The sequence below is a fragment of the Sphaerospermopsis sp. FACHB-1194 genome (assembly GCF_014696235.1).
Taxonomy (GTDB): Bacteria; Cyanobacteriota; Cyanobacteriia; order Cyanobacteriales; family Nostocaceae; genus Sphaerospermopsis; species Sphaerospermopsis kisseleviana.
This window is the reverse complement of the sequence record NZ_JACJPU010000095.1, coordinates 1-5,997: the sequence shown is the minus strand read 5'-3', so window position 1 is coordinate 5,997 and position 5,997 is coordinate 1. Positions and strand designations below refer to the sequence as shown.

At 39.3% G+C, this 5,997-nt stretch carries 3 protein-coding genes; all 3 read left to right on the top strand.

The window, feature by feature from the left end:
• Positions 1 to 251: 251 nt before the first annotated feature.
• Positions 252 to 968 (top strand): hypothetical protein, encoded by a 717-nt coding sequence (locus H6F45_RS25870; protein WP_190348787.1) that lies wholly within the window; start codon positions 252 to 254, stop codon positions 966 to 968.
• A gap of 287 nt (positions 969 to 1,255) precedes the next feature.
• Entirely contained in the window at positions 1,256 to 5,497 is a 4,242-nt protein-coding gene (locus H6F45_RS25865; RefSeq protein ID WP_190348786.1) for a PriCT-2 domain-containing protein, read from the top strand.
• A 64-nt stretch (positions 5,498 to 5,561) separates the two neighbouring features.
• Positions 5,562 to 5,813, top strand: coding sequence for an FGGY-family carbohydrate kinase (locus H6F45_RS25860; protein WP_242052729.1), 252 nt, complete (start codon positions 5,562 to 5,564; stop codon positions 5,811 to 5,813).
• Positions 5,814 to 5,997: the final 184 nt, after the last annotated feature.

The following is a 5,997-nucleotide window of genomic DNA, read 5'->3' as shown; positions in this document are numbered from 1 at the left end:
GGAGGCATTGCAAGAGTGTTAAGATATCAAACATGGGCTGTGTGTGGCTTTCGAGTTATCGTTGTGGAAGACTATAACTCTACTACATCAGCCCTCTTTTTATACTCTTTTTTTGGCTAAGGTATTGTAAAAGCTAAACAATATTTTAAGGAAAATGATCATTCATTACCTATTGGTTCAAAATGCCGTGTTAGGCATTAGGATTTGAACAGGTAGTGCTATTTTCACATTATTAATTGTTAATGTCGCCAATGTTAACCGTGAAAGACCCACCAACCGATTTTCAGCTACCGCCGCACAACGAAGCGGCTTTAGAGGGACTTAGGGAGGCGAAAAACGTTGACCCTGCTGTTCTAGCTGCTAGTGATTCAGAAATCGCTACAGGCACAAGTCCAGCTGGTTGGTCACGTTTTGGCTTGGCCTACAAGCCATCGGTCAGGGTTGAAAAAATTGCACGACTGGAAAAATTAACAACCATACTTTTAGAGGAGTTTAAAAGCGAAGGAATAGAAATCTTTCCTGTACTTCAGGTTGAAGACAAAAACCCTATTGACTTGTTTATCAGGTTTCCGCGCAAAACTCACCTGTTTATCTCTATTCGCTCTCTTGGAGATAGGGAAGTGGTATACAACGAAGCTAGAGAAATTCTCCAAGTCAGAAAGAAGAATAAAGGTGGTTTAACTACTTGGAAACCCTGTCCACTGCTTGAGTTGGCAGATTATGAAAAGTGGCTGAACAAAAACCGAAGCCTGTTTGATATGTCTTCAAGAGAAGCCACAAAAACACGCACCGCAAAAGTTTTAGTTTTGTGGCATCCTACTAGAAAAGCTTCAAATCTCAATGAACACCTTTATGCTGAGGTGGGAAGCATGAGAACTCTAGCTCTCAGAAGAAAAGGCACTATGTTTGTTATTCAAGAGGAGGAAGTAACTGAACTTGTTAAATCTTGGTTAGCTACGTGCAACTAAATTAAAAGGCGAAAACTCAGCGTCCAGTGTGGACAGCAAGGTTTTCAAAATACATTCCATCATCGGAATTGGAGCAGGGTATTGGGTTTCGCAGCCTAATTTATATATCCCTGTTAGTGATCTTATCTCAAAAAAGTTGAGATGTAAAACCAGAAGAACACTGATTTTACAAATAAAAAAGCGATTCAGGAACTTTATCTTCTTACATTTCTGAGTATTCGTCTAAAAGATTACTAATGCTGGATAGCTCCAATTCCTCCAACACACTTACAGGAGGATTGGCTCTCATGTCACAACAGCAATTTAACAATCAGTCAAATAGACAACACACAACCGCTCAACAACAATTTAACAACCAGTCAGAATCACAATATCCAACCGAGCAACAACAATTTAACAACCAGTCCGAAACGCAACACCCAACTGAACAAAAACAGTTTAACAACGAGTCTAACCTTCAACAAACAAGCACTGGACAGCAGTTTAACAATCAATGGAAGCAACAAAACCTAGCTGATCAACAGGCTCAATTTTCCAGTGAAATCAAACAAGAAACGCAACACCTAAGCAGTCCACAGCATTTTTACAACTCGTTAGAAACACAGCATCAAACCGAACAACAGCAATTTCATAACCAGTCAGAACTACAACCACCAACCAGTCAACAAATTGAAACTCCCACCGAGTTCAAACAGCAGCCAGAACTAAAAAAACCAACCGTACAACAGCCTCAATTTACACCACAGTTAGAACCAGAGCCTATACAGAACGACAAAATCAGTTTTGCTTTTAACGCCACTGGTAAAAATAAAGACTGGGATTTTCGTAAACTAGCAGCCAACTTCCAAGATACAATAGGCACTATTTGGGACATTATCAGCCATGTAAGAGCAGGACACGCCTTATGTGCTGGTTTACTGGGTGGGCAATGGCGAAGCAAAGCCAATATTATTGGTTCTCAATGGGTACTACTAGATATTGACAACTCCGCAACTTGGACAGATGAAAATAATAATCCACTCGATGAAAATGGTAAACCAATCAAAATTAATCGAGCTTGGGTAGACATTAACGGTAATATCATTGAAAAATCAGATGGTAGACAAGCAAAAAAAATCTACCAACATCAACTCACATTAGATGAAGCACTAGAACACCCATTCATTAAGCAATATTGCGCTTTAATCTACACCACAGCCAGCCATAAACCAGACTGGCATAAATTCCGGTTAGTATTCGTACTACCTGAATACGTTCAGGGTGCAGAAACTGTAGAAGTGCTAACACGCTACTTAATGAAACACCTGCCCCATGACCCCGCTTGTAAAGATGCTTCACGGGTGTTTTACGGGTCAACTGAGGCAACATTTCCACTGATCAACCCTAACGCTAGATTACCCCAATCTTGGATAGCTGAAGCTGTTACCACCGCTTATCAAGAAAAAATTGAGTACGAAAAACGGATAGCTGAAATTACAGCCCGTCGGATACAATTTCAAGAGCGTGCAGAAGCTAACAACTGGGATATTGATCAGCTAATTCAACAAGCTTTAACTTACATTCCTTCCCGTAGTCCTGGTAGCAATAATTATCATGAGTGCTTACAGGTATTAATGGCACTCAATTCTCATTATGGACCTGTAGATGCAGAAATTATCGCAGAACAGTGGAGTCCATCAATTAAAGGAACTACTTGGAATATTAGAGCTAAAATTAAGAGTTTTCGCGGTCGTTCTGGTATAACCATTGCTACTCTATTTCACACTGCTAAACAGTATGGGTTTAGATTTCCAACTGTTGAACAGAAGAAGCACTGGGGAAGGGAGCAGGGAGCAGGACAAATATCTACTTTCCTTCTCCCTATACAAGAGAATACTTATAAATATGCAGGTTTTCATAGTAATTACATAGGGAGAGAAGGTAATAATTCTCGAAGAAAACCATTTAACAATTACCAACAAGAAACATTCAACAATTACCGCACAAAATATTTTGGTAATAACTTACACGCCAATGCAACAGATCCCATTATCAGCAAACAAGAATGGCAAGCTAAATACGGTATACAAGATCCCATTATCAGTAAACAGGAATGGCAAGCTAAATACGGTATAAACAGAGACGCTCAAGAGTTTATTCAAACCTTAATCACTATTACTAATAAAGCCAAACGGTTTATAGGTAACATTGTTTACCAACCAGAACCCATTACACTTCCAAGAACAACCCATGTAGATGTTGATATCTGGTTTGGAGCAAAGGAACGTAAGCAGACTTATATTGACGCTATTAAATCTGGTAAAAAATTCATTTTAGATTTATCACACGCAGGTGCAGGTAAATCTCACACAGTAGGAGAGTTTACACCAAAACAGTTGGAAGTAAAAACACTTTTCTACCTGAGCAATGAACACCGTAACCCCACTGTAGCAACTATTGAACAGTGGACAGATTTAACAGTCCGTCACAATGGATTAGTAGCAGATTATTCTAAACTCACCCCATTAGGCAACCCAGAGATACACTGGCCTAAACCTGGGGAAAAAACAAACATTGAAGGAAATTGTCCTCTCACACATATTTTTCATATTTTAAGAGAAAAAGGATACAAGGCAGAATCAACCGCAGAAGCTAGTTTTAACCCTGTTTGCAACGGTTGTAGATCCAGAGCTAATTGTGCGGGTACTGATAGCGAAGGTAACAAATTACCGAGAATATCTGGTTCTACCTTCCGAGATGATAGAAGAAAAGCACTTGCATCGGATCGTATTCGTGCCAATATTAACTCTTTACCCCAACCTGAAGATATTACGGAAATGAAAGCGATCGCTTTTGTTGATGAAGTATCAAGACAATTAAAACCGGTTGATTTTATCGAAGCTGGTTTAAAAGATTTTGATTTTGCACTTATGGAGGTGCAAACTAGGCTACCCGCAGTATACGATAAAATTAAGGGTTTAATTTTGCCACTGCGGGCGCTGCTAACTGGTCAAGTTCCGGTACTTCAGGAGACATACTACGGGTATAATGATGAATTGATTAGGGAATTGTTAGGGGAAGTTCCTGCTAATTTACCGGAAATTATCGCTGAACTGGAAACTATTGCTCCAGATATTGAAGAACTGGTACAACAGGCTGATAGTGTGACATTAGATGGTGTTGATAAGAGCGATCGCGAATCTTTCAACAGAAAAACTTTAAAGTTTATTCGTAGTTACCTCAATAGAGAAGCTACACAGAAAACTTACAAGAATATCAACGACTTACCTGTGAGATGGTTAATTCCCCTTTTAGAAGTCATTGGTGGTATCAAAGCGGGAGCATTACGGGTAAAAAATAAACGTTTAATTGTTGCTACTAAAAACACTCATCAAATTGATGTACTTAAAGCTTTTGACTTTGTTTTCCTGATGGATGCTACTGCTACTCGTGAAAATATAGCGATGCAATTGGGTATTAACCCAGATGAGATACTGGTTATTTGTGAAATTCCACCAGATTACAGCAATCTCACCATCCACCAAATTACAGGTTTTGGGTTGCTGGGTAAGGAACGCAGTGAACCGTTAAAAAAACGGCTTGCAGCACTCCGAAAAGAATTAGACAAGCGTCATGATGGCAATATTGCATACATAGACCACTTAGCACATAAGAATCAGGGTGATGGACATTGGTTTGCTGATAATCGTGGTAGTAATGCGTATCAAGATAAGCAAGCTATTTGTAGTTTTGGCACTCCTTATCAGGATATTGGAGCATCTGAGCAAGTTTATATAACTTTAACAGGAGATAGGAATGTTGGTAGGCAGAATATATGTTTACAAGATTTTATTAATGACTTAGTTAAAAATGAGGTGGTTCAGTGTGCGGGTAGGACTAGAGCTAATAGGAGAGAGGAGGAGGAAGTAATTTATTATATTGTCAGTGACAAGGATTTATCCTATTTAGCGGATTATTACCCTGGTGCTAAGTTGATTAAGTCTGATGCTTTTGATATCTGTCCAGAAGCAGGAACACAGATACAGCAAACACGCCGGGGGATATTTGAAGGGTTTAAGCAATTGGTAGCAGATGGGGTGACAGAGTGGGAGAAAGTTACTCAGGAGATGCTGGGTAAGGCGGCTGGTATTTCTCAAGAATGGATCAGTAAAATTGCTAAAAAGTATTTTGGCGGTTGGAAAAGTTTCAGGAAATTATTACTGCTCCTATATAACTCTTTATATAGGGGTAGTAATAATTCTCTAGAAATTTTGACTCAAGAGCAACGCTGGTTGATTGAGGAGTATTTACCTATTCTTAAACAGGATAGGGAAGTGGGTAATGAATCGGCGGAAGTGGTGATTGAACAGGTGATTACTTTTGCTGAACATCTTGGCTGGAAAGGGTTTTCTACGGCTGTAAATGCAGCTTGTCGAGAAATCAAAGCTTTTTTAATGGATTGTTTGATATCTGTGTTGCCGAAAGAAATTCATGATGAGGTTAAGCGCAGTTTGGTTTTGTACTTAGCTAAAGTAGAACCTGAATACTGAGTTTAAACTCAAAAAACCTGATTTTTTATATTTGAAACAAAGCAATCCAATATTGCGATATAGCTTGCTGCTTTTTTTAGGAATGGAGTTTCAAAGTGATGTGTTAGGTGTGCCTGTGATTCGTCCGCAGGTAGCAGAAACTACAGCGTTGGGGGCTGCTTATGCTGCTGGGTTAGTGACTGGTTTCTGGGGGAGTTTGGAGGAGTTGTCTGAGAATTGGCTTTTAGATCAGACTTGGGAAGCGAAGATGGATGAGGTGGAGAGGGAAGGTTGTTATCGGTTGTGGAAGAAGGCAGTTAGTAGGACTTTTGATTGAGTGTAAGTGTAAACTTTTTAACTTATTTTATTATTTGCACATAAAACCTCTCTATAACAATACCTTAGCCAAAAAAAGAGTATAAAAAGAGGGCTGATGTAGTAGAGTTATAGTCTTCCACAACGATAACTCGAAAGCCACACACAGCCCATGTTTGATATCTTAACACTCTTGCAATGCCTCC

What these genes read in the sequence shown, in the direction of transcription:
- H6F45_RS25870 (WP_190348787.1), top strand. Translation starts at nt 252, where the DNA reads ATGTTAACCGTGAAAGACCCACCAACCGATTTTCAGCTACCGCCGCAC.
- H6F45_RS25865 (WP_190348786.1), top strand. Translation starts at nt 1,256, where the DNA reads ATGTCACAACAGCAATTTAACAATCAGTCAAATAGACAACACACAACC.